We start from the raw sequence: 14395 nt of genomic DNA, 5'->3' as shown, positions 1-14395 counted from the left end.
TGGATAACCTTACCTTTTGGTAGGCAGGAGCTCATGTATCCATTAAAATAGAAGAAAAGCATCCGCTGTTTTGATAGCGATAAGGAGTACCGTCATGTATTTGTTAAATATCACGGTAGAGAAAATAAAAAACTTAGCTGAAAATGATCGATTATTTGATTATATCATTAACCAATTACAGCAATTTGAGAGTCTTGGTCCGTTGCCCGGTATCCTGCTACCTATGCTGGAGGCATTTTTACCAATTCTGCCGCTGGTAGGTTTTGTGCTGGCGAACTCAGTTGTCTATGGTCTGTTTCAAGGGTTTTTATACTCGTGGATTGGAACATCGTTTGGTTCGGTTCTTGTGTTTATGCTTGTGCGCCGTTTGGGTCAGAAGCGATTTTTTAATGTGATTAGGCGTAATAAACAAGTGAAACGAGTTATGTTGTGGTTTGAGGACCATGGATTTGGTCCTCTGTTTCTATTAATGTGCTTTCCTTTCTCCCCATCATCGGTAATTAATGTTGTTGCTGGACTATCCACGATAAGTCGCCAGCAATTTATTTTAGCTGTATTTTTAGGGAAATCGGTTATGATTTTCACAGTTTCCTATGTTGGAAGCAGCATAGCCTCGTTTGCGCAAAATCCGGTAAAGACAATCGTCGTCGGTGTTTGTATCCTGTTATTCTGGATTCTCGGAAAATTTATTGAAAAAAGACTACAGCAAAAAACGGAAAAACGTTCTCATCGCAGCGGTTAAAACCATGTTCTAAAGGGTAAAATAGTAGGAAAAGAACATGTGCTGGAGGATAGAGTAATGAAAAAATACCGCAGTATCATCCGTGCTGTGCTGCTTGCGTTGTTGTTGGCGTTGGTATTAAGATCGTATTTATTTGCGAGTTATGTTGTAGATGGTGAATCTATGGAGCCTACACTTTATGATGGGAATCTATTAATGGTTAATAAGGTAGTCTATGATTGGCAAGGTGTAAACCGCGGAGACGTTATTGTCTTTCATGCCAATGAAAAAGAAGATTACGTTAAACGTGTAATTGGTATAGAAGGAGATCATATAGCCTTTGAGAATGATGTATTATATGTAAATGGAAGGCGTGTTCCGGAGCCTTATTTAGAGGAATTACGACCAGATGATGGAAGGTTATTTACAAGGGACTTCACCCTAGAAGGGGTAACAGATCAAAGCGTGGTTCCAGAGGGGCATCTGTTTGTAATGGGGGATAATCGCAGGGACAGCTTGGATAGTCGTTACTTTGGATTTGTTCCCGTTGAAAGTATTGTGGGTAAAGTTGATGTGCGTTACTGGCCAGTTTCACAAGTTGATTTACAATTTAAATAGTTTTACAAAGCCGTCCGTAAGTGGACGGCTTTTTGAGTGGTGAAAAGTTGTCATCTTTCTTATTGTTGCGACATGGGTCCAGAGTTTTCCCGATTATGATCACATCTGGTGATCATAACAGCGTTAGGGAACAATCCAGCAATGTTAGGGAACAATCTTTTGAGCTAAGGAACAATCCAGTCAGTTAGGGAACAATCATTAAACGTTAGGGAACAATAAAAATTTCGATGAATGGGGTGTTGAACTCCAAATGATTGTATAGAAGCCGATTATTTCCTTGTCGAAAAAACTGCAATGATTGACCATATCCCCTAAAATAAAGGATACTAGAAGAAGAGGAAAATAACCGAAAAGGGGCTACATCAAATGGCGATACAGTTTTTGCTTGGACGTTCCGGGACTGGCAAAGGAGTGCGAGTGCTAGATGAAATTGAAGCAAAGCTAAAAGAGGATCCTAAGGGTCGGTCCATCATGTACATTGTTCCAGACCAAATGACCTTTCAGCAGGAATATGCCTTGCTGAAAAGGGATGGGCTTGAAGGGTCAATTAGAGCTCAAGTATTCAGTTTTTCCCGTCTGGCCTGGCGTGTGTTTCAGGAGACTGGAGGCGGGACGAAGAAGTTTATCAGCTCAACAGGTGTGCAAATGATGCTCCGGAAGATTGTTGAAGAGCGGAAGTCAGACTGGAGAGTTTTTCAAAAAGCTGTTGAAAAACAAGGGTTTATTGAGCAGCTTGAAGGAATGATCACGGAATTTAAACGCTATAAAATCTCGCCGGAAACGTTGCAAATGCAGATGAGTGCGATGGATCAGGTTGTACATAAAACAAGTCATGAAGAGGGGTTGCGGGAGAAGCTTGATGATTTATCGTACATTTTTGAACATCTCACGGAAGCTTTGAGGGAACAGTATATAGATAGCGAGGATCAGCTTCAGCTTCTTGCTGATAAAATTCCCGAAGCCCGGTTTCTTGAAGGGGCGGATGTCTATTTAGATGGGTTCCATAGTTTTACACCACAAGAATATACGGTTATTGAAGCATTGCTTAAAAAGGCAAATCGTGTATTTGTTACGTTGACGATGGAAACACCTGAACACGATGGAAACGAAGAATTAGATTTGTTTCATGAAACGCAAGAAACATACTTTACATTAAAGCAGCTGGCTGAACAAGCAGGGGTAGAAGTAGAGTGTGTTGTCGAGCTTGATCATAAGCAGGGACGTTTGCAGGGACGTCCTGCTTTGCTGCATCTTGAACGATATTTTGATGAGCGCCCCGCTCCCGTGTATGAAGGGGAAGCCCCCATCCGGATTGCCGAAGCTGCACATCCACGGGCAGAGGTTGAAGGTGTTGCCCAAGAAATTTTGCGCCTGATTAGGGAAGATGGCTATCGCTACAAGGATATGGCTGTACTCATGCGCGAACCTGCGGTCTATCATAGTTTAATTGAAACGTTGTTTGAAGACTATGGAATCCCAGTTTTTATCGATGAAAAAAGGACGATGTTGAACCATCCAGTGGTGGAGTTAGTTCGCTCTGGACTAGATGTTGTAGAGGGAAACTTTCGTTACGATGCTGTGTTCCGCTTACTTAAAACTGGACTTATTCCAGTAAAGGATTCCAAGCATCCTTTAACAGCAGATGCGATTGATGAGCTTGAGAACTATGTGCTTGAGTATGGGATACGACGGCGTGAACGCTGGTTTAGTAAAGACCAATGGGTGTACCAACGGTTTAGAGGATTTGACCAGGCTTCACAAACGGATGATGAAAAACAAAAGCAAGAGCGCATCAATGCTTATCGTGAGCAGGTGGCGCGTGTCCTTGAACCTTTTGACCGATCCATTCGAGAGGCAGACACGATTGAGGAAAGAGCCCGAGCTGTCTACATTTGGTTGGACTCAATGAACATCCCCAGCCAATTGGAAACATGGCGTGATTATTACGATGCAAAAGGAGAAATAGAGCATGCGCGCGAGCAAGAGCAAGTATGGGATGCAGTGCTTCAACTGTTAGACGAAATGGTTGAGATGGCTGGAGATGAAGGGATTTCACTGCAAGTCTTTAGAAGCACGTTAGAAAGCGGACTAGAGTCACTTACCTTCGCACACGTCCCCCCAAGTATGGATCATGTAATCGTAGGCAATGTTGACCGTTCCCGTATCACTGGCATCAAAGCTTCTTTTTTATTAGGTGTGACAGACGGTGTATGGCCGCTGAAACCAACAGGGGATGGCATGATGTCCGAACGAGAGCGTTCCCTTCTTGCCGAGAGTGGACTCAAGCTAGCTGATGGTACCAATCGACAGCTGCTTGATGATCGTTTCTACATGTATTTAGCGTTGACAATGGCGTCGGATCAAGTATGGATCAGTTACCCATTAAGTAATGAGGAGGGTAAATCGAAAGTTCCCTCACAAATTATCCAGCGGGTCGACGAATTATTTCCATCTGTGCAAGGCCATTTCCTTCTCCAGGATCCTGATGATATTGAGGATGCGACACGGTTTATCACCACCCCTGTCAAAACGAGATCGGCTTTAACCTCACAGCTTTCACGTTATTTACGAGGATATCCGATTCAGCCTGTTTGGTGGAATGTGCTCAATTGGTATATGGAAGATGAGGAAAATAATGGATTGACTAATCGAATTTTACACAGTTTGTTTTATAAAAATCAGCCCGTCAATTTTGCCCAAGATACAAAAAAACGTATGTTTGACGGCCCGCTTAAGACAAGTGTGTCACGGCTTGAAACCTATCATCGCTGTTCCTACCAATACTTTTCACAACATAGCTTGAATTTGCAGGAACGTAAAACATACAAGCTTGATGCACCAGATATCGGGCAGCTTTTCCATGAGGCATTAAAACAAATCACAGAATGGGTACAGCAGGAAGGCCGGGATTTTGCCGAGCTGGGTAAAAGTGAAACGACTCATTATGCCGAAAGAGTGATCACCAAGCTTGCACCTATTTTGCAAAACCAAATCCTACACAGTTCAAACCGCCATCACTACATTAAGCACAAGCTTGAGGGAGTTGTAGCGCGTGCGGCCTTTATGTTAAGTGAGCAAGCCCGGAAGAGTCGGTTCTCGCCAGTTGGTCTCGAACTTGGATTTGGCACGGGTCCGGATGCAAAGCTGCCGCCTTTATCGCTTGCGCTTCCGAACGGACATGAACTGATGTTAAGAGGACGCATTGACAGGGTCGATCGTGCTTTAAGTGAACAAGAACTCTACTTGCGAATCATTGACTATAAATCTAGTGAAAAAGGGCTGGACTTGACTGACGTATATTATGGCCTTGCTTTACAAATGCTCGCCTATTTGGACGTTGTTCTAACAAACGCTGAGCATTGGCTGGGGGCGCCGGCAATACCGGCGGGAGTGCTGTATTTCCATGTCCACAATCCGATGGTGTCCGGAAAGCAAATGCTTGCAGATGATCAAATAGAAGAAGAGATCCTTAAGAAATTTAAAATGAAGGGTCTTTTGCTTGAGAATGAGCAGCTTGTCCAGATGATGGACACGGGTCTTGAAAAAGGCAGAAGCCAAATTATTCCGGCCGGGCTTAAAGCAAACGGCGGCTTTTATAAAGGTTCAAAAACGGTGGAAGCTGATAAGTTTAACGACCTAAGAAGTTATATCCGCCAGGTGATGACAGAAGCGGGCCAACGGGTGACAGAGGGAGAGGTTGACCTCAACCCTTATCAAAAAGGTCAGCATAGGGCTTGTGATTATTGTCCATTCCGCTCCGTATGTCAATTCGATCCATCCCTTGAGGATAACGAATACCGTAAGCTTAAGGAATGGAAGGAAGAAGAAGTGATTCAACAAATTGCGATGGGAGAGGAGAATCGATTTGGTAAGCTGGACTAAAGAACAAGAACGTGCGATCTATACAGAAGGAACCAATGTCCTCGTAGCAGCTGCCGCAGGATCGGGAAAGACAGCCGTCTTAGTGGAGAGGATTATTCAGAAGCTGCTCCACAAAACGTCCCCTGTGAACATTGATTCTCTGCTCGTTGTTACATTTACCAATGCCGCTGCACAGGAAATGAGGAACCGTGTCGGCCAGGCATTAAGTCAGGCACTTGAAGAGAATCCAGGCTCACAACATTTGAAAAAGCAGCTTTCCCTGGTGCAAAATGCTTCCATCTCAACATTACACTCCTTTTGTATGGAAGTTGTAAGAAGGAATGCCTATTTGCTTGATCTCGATCCTGGCTTTCGGATTGCCGATGATATTGAAGCAGATTTAATCAGGCAGGAGGTGCTCGAGGATTTATTTGAAGATTGGTATGGCAAAGAGGGAGAAGAACGCGAGCGTTTTTTTGATGTTGTTGATCGCTTCTCAAGTGACCGCAGTGATGTAGATGTTGAAAAACTAGTACTCAATTTATACACATTTGCGATGCAAAATCCGTGGCCTGAGCAATGGCTTGATGAGATGGTCGACATGTATAAGGTGGATCAGGTCGAGAACGAGGATGAGTTGGTTTGGTTGTCACATTTAAAGAGGGATGTGACGAGCCAGCTCCACGCGATTGAGGCGGAGGCTTATCAAATGCTCGAACTCACTCGCGAACCTGATGGACCGTCAAGCTACGGAGAAACCGCCGTCCAGGATCTTGAAATGATTCAACAGGCCAAAGGAGCTCATGCTGTTTCTTGGAATGAACTGCAAAACTATATCAGTACAAGCAAGTTTGCCACACTCTCTCGCAAGAAGATGGAATGTGATGAAGCGAAGAAAGAACGGGCTAAAGACATCAGAAGCGGGTATAAGAAACGCTGGAATGATATGAAGGACGAGTGGTTCCAGCGTACGCTCGACAGCTACTTGAAAGACATGCATGAGCTGCATCCCGTCATGGAACAGCTAGCTGTCGTCATTAAAGATTTTCACGAACGCTACCGCCTCTTGAAAAAAGAAAAAGCGCTGGTAGATTTCTCAGATCTAGAGCATTACTGTTTGCAAATTTTGTTAGATGAGTCGTCCACAAAAGAAAACCCTGTGCCTTCTTCTGTAGCAAGAAGCTTTCATGATCAGTTTACCGAGGTGTTAATTGACGAATACCAGGATACCAACCTTGTTCAAGAAACATTGCTTCGTCTGTTAACAGATGGTCAGAATGCTGGTCAATTATTCATGGTTGGTGATGTGAAGCAAAGCATTTATCGATTTAGACACGCCGAACCTTCACTATTTTTAACAAAATATAAAAGCTACGGCGAGAGTCCTGACGCGGGCGAGCGAATTGATCTTGCCCGTAACTTCAGAAGCCGGAAGCAGGTGCTTGATGCAACGAACTATATCTTCCGGCAATTATTAGATGAAGACGTTGGTGAAATGGAGTATGAGCCAGAAGCAGAACTTATTTATAGTAATACGATTTATGATGAATGGACGAGTGATGATGCCAAGGCCGAACTGTTAATTATCGACCGTGAAACGAAAGACGAAGATGCTGAGAACGAAGAAGGCTATGAAGATCTGGAAAAAGCTCAAATTGAGGCGAGAGCTTACGGCGAAAATATTCGAAAATGGCTTGGACATGGGAAAGAGACTCCGCTGATGGTTGTGGATAAAACCACCAGTATGAAGCGGCCTGTGCAATATCGAGATATCGTTATTTTGATGAGGTCCATGACGTGGGCTCCTACGATCGTTGATGAACTGAAGAAGCAGGGGATCCCTGTGTATGCCGAACTATCAACGGGGTATTTTGAAGCCATTGAAGTAAAAGTCATGCTCAACCTGTTAAAGGTGATCGATAATCCGATGCAGGATATTCCGCTGGCTTCTGTGCTTAAATCACCTATTGTTGGACTCGATGAGGATGAATTAATGCAGCTTCGCCTGGAAAACCAAAAGGTAAGCTACTATGAATCAATCCGTGCCTATCATGATCAGCCGGAGACCCGTCGGAAAGTACAGCATTTTTTACAGCAGTTGGGCAGTTTTAGAGAGCGTGCCCGTCAAGGCGCGTTAGCTGATTTAATTTGGGAGATCTTCCGTGAGACCGGCTACTATGATTTCGTAGGCGGGATGCCAGGCGGAAGACAGCGCCAGGCCAACCTCCGAGCATTGTATGACCGGGCAAAATCGTATGAATCTACCTCATTCCGTGGACTATTCCGCTTCTTGCGGTTCATTGAAAGGATGGAAGAGCGAGGAGATGATCTTGGGGCTGCTCGGGCTCTTGGTGAGCAAGAGGATGTTGTCAGGATCATGACGATTCACAAAAGTAAGGGCCTTGAATTCCCTGTTGTTATCTTAGGAGCAATGGATAAGCAATTCAATATGATGGATTTAAATAATCGTTATTTACTTCACAAAGACTATGGTTTTGGGTCACGTTATATTAATCCAGAAAAGCGTCTGATGTATCCAACGCTCGCCTACCATGCCTTGAAGCGGATTAAGCTCAGGGAACTATTAGCTGAGGAAATGCGGGTGTTATATGTAGCGTTAACAAGGGCGAAGGAAAAACTGCTCATGATTGGAAACGTGGCCTCTTTTGAGAAAAAACAGCAAAAGTGGGAGACCTTTATTGAAAGAAAAGATTGGGTATTGCCTCCGCATGACCGCCTTGATGCAAAGTCCTACCTTGACTGGGTAGGGGCTGCATTGATCCGCCATCAAGATACCGAATCACTGAGAGCAGAACATATGATGGTTAAAACGGCGGAAGCGATTGAAAAGGATGCCTCCCAATGGCAAGTGATGCTTAAGCATAAAAAGGATTATGCTGAGCTCAGTGAGCTTGAGAAGCAGCGGGATGAACAAGTGTATGAGCACATATCAGACTGGACCCCTGTACCAACAGAAACAGATCATGAGTTCATCACAGCAAGATTGAATTATCAATACCCGCACAAGAAGGCCGCCACGTCCAGAGCTAAACAGTCTGTGACGGAGATTAAACGGCAGCGTGAAATCAAGGATGAGTATTCAAGTGACCAGCTTCTCACCCCTCATCGCTCCCCTATTGTAAAAAGACCGCGGTTTATGCAAGAAGACCAAAGTTTAACAGCAGGGGAGAAGGGGAGTGCCATGCATACGGTCATGCAGCATATTCCGTTACAAAAAGATCATACAGTTGAAGATGTTATCGAATTTGTCGAGCAACTTGTTATGAGAGAGTTACTGAGGAGAGAGGAAGCCGATGTCATCGATGCTGAGGCCATTGCCAACTTCTTTCAAACACCGATCGGCAAGCTGGCTCAAGAGGCCAAATATGTGGAGCGGGAAGTTCCCTTCAGTATGACGCTGCCAGCTCATGAAGTGTATAAGGATTGGCAGGAACCGACGGAAGAGAAGGTGTTTATCCAAGGAGTTATTGATGCGATGATTCCATATAAAGAGGGCTGGCTGATTCTAGATTATAAGAGTGATGCCATTACTAAGGCACATGAAGAAGCACCTGAGCAACTGAAGGAAAGGTATCAAACACAACTTCAGTTGTATAAAACAGCGCTTGAAAAAATCTGGAAGCAGCCTGTTGTGAGGAGCTGCCTCTACTTCTTTAATGGATCTCTGCTTGTGGAGGTTGATGAACGTGGAAGAAACGTGTGATCTTTGTTCAAGAGCATCGGTTAGGACAACGGAGCATCATTTAATTCCTAAGCAATATGGGGGCGTGGCTGGGGCGACAGCCATGCTTTGCAGTGCCTGTCACCGTCAAATTCACGCCTTATTTACAAACGAAGAGCTAGCCGGCTTTTATCATACATTGGAGAGACTAGCCGATCACCCTGACATGGCAAAGTATATACGTTGGGTAAAGAAACAGGATCCTGAAAAGAAAATAACCACTCGGAAATCCAATCGAAGAAAAAATCAATAAGCAAGTCCTCGTTAGATCTTATCTTGGGAGTGACACTAAAAAGAAGGTATGGTTGGCCCATACCTTCTTTTTATGTCTAGTGCACTGTTTCCATTTATGCCCCACAATGTGGTGGCAGCGGCACTGGAATAGTCCTGAATCTTTTTTAATGCGGCCAGGACTTTTTTGCGTCTTTCTTAGGCGTTCGCGGTTACATTTTGATCGTTCACATCAGGGTCAAAAGGGTTTGTTGAGCTGATTCCATTATTGGTGCAGATAAAATCACCCGTATTTAATGCTCCTGATCCAGCATTTGTTTTGCTCGTGCTTTTGGGGGCGAGATAAAAGGCATCTCCAAAGTTTACTACCCCACCACCAACACTATTGATGCGAATGGGACCTACAATGGCTGGCATATAAAGCCCTCCTTCCCGAGCTATTCCTACAAAGTATGCATGCATCAGTGCTACTGTTCGTCACTTAATACTCGAATGTGTTTTACACGAGAGTGTGCATCGATATAACTGATTCCGCCTATTTGAATCGTCGAGGCTGTTGAAGCTCCGAAAGAAGTGACGGAATCTACACAAATTTCGTTACGATGATGATGGAATACGGATGGAAGAGATAGAGGAGGCAACAGAGGAGGTAATTCCCGTTGGAAAATAGGATAGGAGTTAAAATCGGCATTCTCCTCTATAACTTCAGGGTTTTCTCTTTGAATGGCAATCACTCTTGAAGTTGGGGTTAATCTTTCTAAGTCGCCAATCAAAAATCCTGAACTGATGGTGAAGGAGTTTACATGAACGGATTCGGTTACTACAGTCCGCTTATTCATCAGTAAAACCCTCTTCTTGTTCAATCGGGACAAATGGACCAATAATTAACGATTCAGGTGGTGTATCATAATAAGAATAAAGCCTAATTGTTTCACTATCACCAATGAGAAAAACAGATGAAGACGCTACGCTTGACACGTCAATGTTACCTATGTCTAATCCATAGTTATGGACGGTGTAATTCATTCCTGGTCTCCCCCTCTTTGGGTAAAGTATTGGGCTACAGAACGACGGATTTCTTGTTGAAGTTTCTCGACTATGGAAGCCGAGTCAAGATTGGGTTGTTGCTTTTTATAAAAAGCATACCGTTCAGGAAGCTGTTTATTGATATCGTCAATGATTTGCTGACGATGTTGATTGGAAAGTGGGATGCCATACTCTGCTGCATAATGATCAATATCAAGAGGGACACCGTTTTTCGTCAGCTCTTCTAATGCTGCGTCATGTTTTTCTTGAGATGGTTGAGGGGTATATAAATCTTCAATGTTGCCTGCATCCATCCCGTTTGGGGTAAGTCCAATTTGCAAAGTTCCTTCAAGGGTTTCAATTTTTAATTGATCAAAATGGTATTCAATTTTTTCAATGACAGTCTTAGGGTGGTCTTGTGATTGTAAATGCTCAATTTGTTGAGTAAGCTGATCGATCGTCTGCTGCTGGTCCTGTATTCGTTTCATAACTTGGTTGATCCATTCATTCCATGATTGATAGTTATTCAATGGCATTCACCCCCCATTACTATCCTATGGGAAAAAATACGTGATATGTGTCTATTATACTGAGAGAGGTACGAGGGTAGCTGGCCCAGGTTCTGGTACAGTTACTTGCCCCTCAAGCGGTTGGGGAACCTCTGCAGCTTCCGTGAATCCGCCTGTGTTATAAAGGTCTGCTTTTGCCTGGATGGCACCGGAACTTCCAATCTGTACAACTGATGAATTGGCCACTGATCCAATTTTTAAAAAACGAATTGAGATGGTTTGGTGAATCGTCAAATTCATAACAAACTTCTCCCTCCTAAGAATTGATTATTGACTGGTCTACAAGCTCTCGATCATTCACATAAGTGGAGGATCGATTGATATTAATCCGAATACCATTTCCTGTATTAAAAGAGCCGCCTCCAGCGAACGTTTTTGCAGAAGCTGCGGGTGACATGCTATAAACGTCTCCAATGTTAAAGATACTGGAGTTAGAAACGTTTAGCACTTTTACCATTCCAACTTTTGCAGGCATATTAGGAAAACTCCTTATCTATAAATATGAAACGTAATTGTGAAAATTACGTATAAAAAGTAAAATAAATCAGGGGGGTTACGTATGAAACAGAATGCAACACCACTAAAGGAAGCTGAGCGGCTTAGCTGGATAGATGCAGCACGCGGTCTCGCTATCTTAGGAATATTTATGGTGAATGTACCAGCCTTTAATGCTCCGTACTTTTTATATGGAGGGGAGGGGCATTTTTGGCCTTCCCCGACCAGCGATGCTGTCCAAACGATCATTGACATTTTCTTTCAAGCGAGCTTTTATACATTATTTTCTTTGATGTTCGGGTTTGGTCTGCAAATGATGAAAGACCGTTTAGATCAAAAAGGGTTGAATTACCGTCCCGTTCTTCTAAGAAGACTGGCCATTTTAATCGGATTTGGACTCATTCACAGTTTTCTTATTTGGCATGGTGATATTCTGTTATCTTATGGATTATTTGGCTTAGTGTTATTTGCCTTTTTTAATAGATCCAAAAGAACACTTTTACTATGGGCTTATTCCATGCTTGCGATTCTTATCATCCCTTTGACCCTTTCCTTGTATTCTATTCGAGACCGTCTGGGTGGTTTTTATAATCTCGAGGCGATCAATACGGCTAAGCGAAATTATGGGGAAGGGAGTTTACTAGATATTTGGCAGCAGAATGCTGTCGACTGGACATATGCAAACAATGTTGGCTCAATCCCATTTCTTGCTTTCAGTCTTATTCCTATGTTTTTGTTTGGGATGTATATCGCAAGAGAGAGATGGCTTCATGAACCAGACCAACACCTAGTTTCCATCAAAAAGTGGTGTGGGATTAGTGGTGTTGTTTTTCTACTATTTAAAGCAGGACCTTATTTGTATGGGAATCCTGAATGGTTCCAACTTCTGCAAGACAATGTAGGAGGCACGGCTTCAGCGATCTTTTACGTTTTATCGCTTACTCTCATGTTTAGAACAAATAGGGGAAGGAAGATGCTCAATCCATTAAGATGGGTAGGGTGCATGTCTTTGACGAATTATATCTTTCAGTCACTTGTCTGTTTCGTCCTTTTTTATTCTGTTGGATTTGGTCTATATGGACAAATTTCTCCTTCTCTAAGTGTTATCATTGTCTTAGTTGTCTTCACGTCGCAGGTTTTCCTAAGTAAAGCTTGGTTGAACAAGTTTCGTTTTGGTCCACTTGAATGGCTTTGGCGGACGTTAACCTACCGTAAAAAACAGCCATTAAGGCGAGAAAGTAAGCCATCTTCATCATAAGGGGAGAGTAAGGTGAACTATGGTCGATTAGAAAAGGGGCGAAACAATGGGGTGAAGAAGGGATTAATACGAACATCAAAGGGCTAAACTCCTGCTAGAAGCCCTTCACAATAATTGCCTGTTACCCCGTGCTTTTTATAGGTAACAGGCAGTTTTTTACAACGAATACCTGTGAATACTACTCTTTTCGATCCCCTAATTCTCTACCGACTTTTGAGATAGTAATTCTTTCTTCTCCTGTACTAGGCTGCACAGCATCTTTCCCTTTCTTTATGTTACGTTTAGATTTTGATCGTTTACTCATGGTTCATTTCACTCCTCATTATTAAAGTAACTTTGCAAGAATATTTTAATCGAAAACAGGCTAATTTATGTGATGAAGAGTTAAAAATATCCCGATCCTGAGGGAGGCCGCTGAAAAAGTGACGTTGTTCATTTCTATAAGGAATGTATTTGGCAAATGGACGTATGATTTCTGTGTGCAAAGACCTCAGATAGACAAGCTGATGAATAAAAACAAGTATGTATATCTGTGCCCTCTTGGTGGGTTCCGTTATAAAACAGAGACAGGGGGCTGGAAAAGCGTCGTTCCCCTGACCCCTGTCTCTGTTTCTAACAACGGAACCGTGATTCTGTTCCTAACCTTTATTTTAGATAACGGCTCTTTAATTCAATAAGCACATTCCCATTATTCCTGCAATCATGTATTCCATTATATAGCGAGTTCACTTAAATATCGGCATGATAGAATTCTGTATAAATACGATCGGCTATACAATAATAGAGTGGGGCATCTTCTTTTTTACTATACATAGACTTTTTCAGTGGTCCCTCCTGAGGATGTTAATTTTTTAAGAATTGATGAATTCTCGTGAAGACATTTTCGCGGATGTGTTTTGACTCATTAAACAGTGCATGTCTCCCGTTTTCTATGTGAACCACCTGCAAGGTATAAAACTTATCCTTGACGAATTTGAGATTATATTTCCATTCCACCGTTTTGTCCTTGTTTCCTTGAATGACACAAGTATCTATGGTTGCTGGACTATACGTCTGAATTTTTTCGTTCCATTTTATAAGTGACTCAATCCATTCGAGGGGATTGCCTCCGGTTGTAAAGGATCTTTACGAGTGAATTTCAGGTATTTATGGTTCGATGAGTTCTCCCGAAAGCGTCTCTTAATCCCTTCGATGAAAGGGAAAATTCGGGTTAAATAAAAGCTTAATTTTGTCAGATACCAATGATTTGACCGAATAAGCGGGGCAACCAATATTATTTTATCGAAATGGTCGTGTTTGTGTTTTAAAACAAAATTAATCACGATCGCGGCACCTGTACTATGACCGATCACGTAAAAAGGGCCCGGCATCTCTTCTTTGGCTTTTCTCATTAATTTTTCCATCGTTAACACATATTCAGAGAAGTGTTCAACTGAAGCTGTCTTGCCGTTAGATAGTCCGTGCCCCTGCAGGTCATAACTGATTACACTATACTGATGCTTATTAAGAAATTGAATAATATGGTTCAAATAACCGACATGCTCTAAATAACCATGTAATAAAAAGACTGTACCCTGACTTTTAATGGTTTTAAATAGTTGTACAAAAATTTCTTTACCATCAATTTCAATCTTCCCAAAATGAAGATCGACATTCTGAAGGTCAAAGCCATAATAATTCAGGTATGCTTTAATATCGGGAGTCTTTTTAACGGGTTTGTGAAAATTTAATTTCTGGTCCCAATCTGACAAACGTTCTAGGACATTCTCTATTTCTACTGTTTTGTTCATTACACCTTTCTCCTTACATACTGGTTCATTTGCTGTGATATTTATTATTTACAAAAAGTGGCGAAATGATGTTTGGTAACCTGT

15 protein-coding genes are annotated in these 14395 nt (G+C 42.6%); 7 read left to right on the top strand and 8 right to left on the bottom strand.

The window, feature by feature from the left end; translation table 11 throughout:
• Positions 1-94: 94 nt before the first annotated feature.
• The 5 genes from MUO15_RS06755 (at position 95) to MUO15_RS06735 (ending at position 9195) form a co-directional block, all read left to right on the top strand.
• Positions 95-742, top strand: coding sequence for a TVP38/TMEM64 family protein (locus MUO15_RS06755; RefSeq protein WP_245034608.1), 648 nt, complete (start codon positions 95-97; stop codon positions 740-742).
• Positions 743-784: 42 nt separating this feature from the next.
• Positions 785-1339 carry a signal peptidase I gene (gene lepB / locus MUO15_RS06750; RefSeq protein WP_396266345.1) on the top strand — a complete coding sequence of 185 codons (555 nt, stop codon included), beginning with the start codon at positions 785-787 and terminating at the stop codon, positions 1337-1339.
• Between the two features lie 366 nt (positions 1340-1705).
• Positions 1706-5221, top strand: coding sequence for a helicase-exonuclease AddAB subunit AddB (addB, locus tag MUO15_RS06745; protein ID WP_245034604.1), 3516 nt, complete (start codon positions 1706-1708; stop codon positions 5219-5221).
• Complete coding sequence (gene addA / locus MUO15_RS06740; protein WP_245034602.1) at positions 5205-8924, top strand: helicase-exonuclease AddAB subunit AddA; 3720 nt, start codon at positions 5205-5207, stop codon at positions 8922-8924. Before addB ends, addA begins: the two co-directional genes overlap by 17 nt.
• Positions 8902-9195: an HNH endonuclease gene (locus MUO15_RS06735; RefSeq protein ID WP_245035886.1), complete on the top strand. Its 294-nt coding sequence runs from the start codon at positions 8902-8904 to the stop codon at positions 9193-9195. The genes addA and MUO15_RS06735 overlap by 23 nt, the downstream gene beginning before the upstream one ends.
• 176 nt (positions 9196-9371) lie before the next feature.
• Here MUO15_RS06735 and MUO15_RS06730 read toward each other — a convergent pair whose 3' ends face one another.
• Genes MUO15_RS06730 through MUO15_RS06705 form a run of 6 tightly spaced genes read right to left on the bottom strand, consistent with a single transcriptional unit; the run spans position 9372 to position 11243 of the window.
• Positions 9372-9590 (bottom strand): spore germination protein, encoded by a 219-nt coding sequence (locus MUO15_RS06730; protein ID WP_245034600.1) that lies wholly within the window; start codon positions 9588-9590, stop codon positions 9372-9374.
• A 50-nt stretch (positions 9591-9640) separates the two neighbouring features.
• A complete protein-coding gene (locus MUO15_RS06725; protein WP_245034599.1) occupies positions 9641-10012 on the bottom strand; it encodes a spore germination protein GerPE in 372 nt (123 codons plus the stop codon).
• A complete protein-coding gene (locus MUO15_RS06720) occupies positions 10005-10199 on the bottom strand; it encodes a spore gernimation protein GerPD (protein WP_245034597.1) in 195 nt (64 codons plus the stop codon). The genes MUO15_RS06725 and MUO15_RS06720 overlap by 8 nt, the downstream gene beginning before the upstream one ends.
• On the bottom strand, positions 10196-10729 hold the full coding sequence (gene gerPC, locus MUO15_RS06715; RefSeq protein WP_245034595.1) for a spore germination protein GerPC: 534 nt from the start codon (positions 10727-10729) through the stop codon (positions 10196-10198). Before gerPC ends, MUO15_RS06720 begins: the two co-directional genes overlap by 4 nt.
• Before the next feature lie 54 nt (positions 10730-10783).
• Positions 10784-11008, bottom strand: a complete 225-nt coding sequence (locus MUO15_RS06710) for a spore germination protein GerPB (RefSeq protein WP_245034593.1) — start codon at positions 11006-11008, stop codon at positions 10784-10786.
• A gap of 16 nt (positions 11009-11024) precedes the next feature.
• Complete coding sequence (locus MUO15_RS06705; protein ID WP_245034591.1) at positions 11025-11243, bottom strand: spore germination protein; 219 nt, start codon at positions 11241-11243, stop codon at positions 11025-11027.
• A gap of 84 nt (positions 11244-11327) precedes the next feature.
• Between MUO15_RS06705 and MUO15_RS06700 the strand changes: the two genes are divergently transcribed.
• Positions 11328-12521: a DUF418 domain-containing protein gene (locus MUO15_RS06700; RefSeq protein WP_245034589.1), complete on the top strand. Its 1194-nt coding sequence runs from the start codon at positions 11328-11330 to the stop codon at positions 12519-12521.
• A gap of 178 nt (positions 12522-12699) precedes the next feature.
• Here MUO15_RS06700 and MUO15_RS21610 read toward each other — a convergent pair whose 3' ends face one another.
• The gene (locus MUO15_RS21610; protein ID WP_255822139.1) at positions 12700-12825 is read right to left on the bottom strand and encodes a hypothetical protein; all 126 of its coding nucleotides are present in this window, start codon (positions 12823-12825) and stop codon (positions 12700-12702) included.
• Between the two features lie 118 nt (positions 12826-12943).
• Between MUO15_RS21610 and MUO15_RS06695 the strand changes: the two genes are divergently transcribed.
• Entirely contained in the window at positions 12944-13198 is a 255-nt protein-coding gene (locus tag MUO15_RS06695; protein ID WP_245034587.1) for a hypothetical protein, read from the top strand.
• A 396-nt stretch (positions 13199-13594) separates the two neighbouring features.
• Here the strand turns inward: MUO15_RS06695 and MUO15_RS06690 are convergent, their stop codons facing one another.
• Positions 13595-14311: an alpha/beta hydrolase gene (locus tag MUO15_RS06690; protein WP_245034585.1), complete on the bottom strand. Its 717-nt coding sequence runs from the start codon at positions 14309-14311 to the stop codon at positions 13595-13597.
• Positions 14312-14395 lie beyond the last annotated feature (84 nt).

The sequence above is a fragment of the Halobacillus amylolyticus genome (assembly GCF_022921115.1).
GTDB classification, from domain to species: domain Bacteria; phylum Bacillota; class Bacilli; order Bacillales; family Halobacillaceae; genus Halobacillus_A; species Halobacillus_A amylolyticus.
The sequence above is the reverse complement of the archived record's forward strand: the minus strand, read 5'-3'. Positions and strand labels throughout refer to the sequence as shown.

Bases quoted from the DNA above. Each gene is read 5' to 3' on its own strand.
- MUO15_RS06755 (WP_245034608.1), top strand. From the start codon at position 95: ATGTATTTGTTAAATATCACGGTAGAGAAAATAAAAAACTTAGCTGAA.
- addB (WP_245034604.1), top strand. From the start codon at position 1,706: ATGGCGATACAGTTTTTGCTTGGACGTTCCGGGACTGGCAAAGGAGTG.
- MUO15_RS06735 (WP_245035886.1), top strand. From the start codon at position 8,902: ATGAACGTGGAAGAAACGTGTGATCTTTGTTCAAGAGCATCGGTTAGG.
- MUO15_RS06730 (WP_245034600.1), bottom strand. From the start codon at position 9,590: ATGCCAGCCATTGTAGGTCCCATTCGCATCAATAGTGTTGGTGGTGGG.
- MUO15_RS06725 (WP_245034599.1), bottom strand. From the start codon at position 10,012: ATGAATAAGCGGACTGTAGTAACCGAATCCGTTCATGTAAACTCCTTC.
- MUO15_RS06720 (WP_245034597.1), bottom strand. From the start codon at position 10,199: ATGAATTACACCGTCCATAACTATGGATTAGACATAGGTAACATTGAC.
- MUO15_RS06710 (WP_245034593.1), bottom strand. From the start codon at position 11,008: ATGAATTTGACGATTCACCAAACCATCTCAATTCGTTTTTTAAAAATT.
- MUO15_RS06705 (WP_245034591.1), bottom strand. From the start codon at position 11,243: ATGCCTGCAAAAGTTGGAATGGTAAAAGTGCTAAACGTTTCTAACTCC.
- MUO15_RS06700 (WP_245034589.1), top strand. From the start codon at position 11,328: ATGAAACAGAATGCAACACCACTAAAGGAAGCTGAGCGGCTTAGCTGG.
- MUO15_RS21610 (WP_255822139.1), bottom strand. From the start codon at position 12,825: ATGAGTAAACGATCAAAATCTAAACGTAACATAAAGAAAGGGAAAGAT.
- MUO15_RS06690 (WP_245034585.1), bottom strand. From the start codon at position 14,311: ATGAACAAAACAGTAGAAATAGAGAATGTCCTAGAACGTTTGTCAGAT.